The organism is Acidovorax sp. SRB_24, assembly GCF_012931925.1.
Genome location: NZ_MWOM01000174.1, coordinates 1 through 723, shown reverse-complemented (window position 1 = coordinate 723; position 723 = coordinate 1). Strand labels below are relative to the sequence as shown.

The following is a 723-nucleotide window of genomic DNA, read 5'->3' as shown; positions in this document are numbered from 1 at the left end:
CAGGTGCATGTGACCGGGAAACCACTGGATGGCCATGGGGAGATCTTTCGCTTTTTCGGGGGGGCGGGGGGTGCCAAGGATAATCGCGCTCCCATCCCCGTGCCCCCGAGCCCTGCCATGCCCCTGCCCAAGCCCCCCGTCCGACGCGCCCGCAACAAAGAAGACAACGAACTGCTGATCAAGGGCATGACCTGCGCGCTGATCGGCGCCGTCGTGTTGCTGGCGCCCTATCTCGCCAAATCGGCCAGCGTGCAGGACCTCATGCGCCAGGCCTACCTGGTCGGCTGGTTTGCGCTGATCCTGGGCTGCGCTTTTCTGGGGCGCTATGCGCTGCGGCGCCTGGCGGCCCACCGGTCGGCGCCCCGGGGCTGAGCGCATGCGCGGCTCGCGCAGCCGTCGAATTCATAGCCAAATCGGCCTATAACCCTTTCCCAGTAAGCGCTTCCAGCTATTCTTTTTGATTTTCTGCCACGGCCAGGGCCACGCCCTGCTGCGGCGCCGGAGGCGCCAGCGCGGCCAGCACCTGGTCGGCATCGGCACGCATCAGGGCGGCCAGTTCCGTGGCCAGCCTCAGGCGGCGCAGCAGCCAAGCACTGAGGTTGCTCTCATACGGACTGGGCAGCGGCTCGGGCCCGGGTGACGCTCCGGCCTCGGGCGCGCCGGCGGGGGCCTTGCCCAGCAGCAGGGTGCCGATGCGCTCGGCCGCCTGCTCCAGCGGCGCCT

General features: G+C 68.9%; 1 protein-coding gene and 1 pseudogene. One reads left to right on the top strand and one right to left on the bottom strand.

Going from position 1 to position 723, the window contains the following annotated elements:
• Positions 1-117 precede the first annotated feature (117 nt).
• Complete coding sequence (locus B2J89_RS21320) at positions 118-372, top strand: hypothetical protein (protein WP_169170827.1); 255 nt, start codon at positions 118-120, stop codon at positions 370-372.
• Between the two features lie 76 nt (positions 373-448).
• On the opposite strand, the pseudogene B2J89_RS21315 reads toward B2J89_RS21320, so the two are convergent.
• Positions 449-723 (bottom strand): annotated as a pseudogene (locus tag B2J89_RS21315) (hypothetical protein); the annotation flags it as partial.

Bases quoted from the DNA above. Each gene is read 5' to 3' on its own strand.
- B2J89_RS21320 (WP_169170827.1), top strand. From the start codon at position 118: ATGCCCCTGCCCAAGCCCCCCGTCCGACGCGCCCGCAACAAAGAAGAC.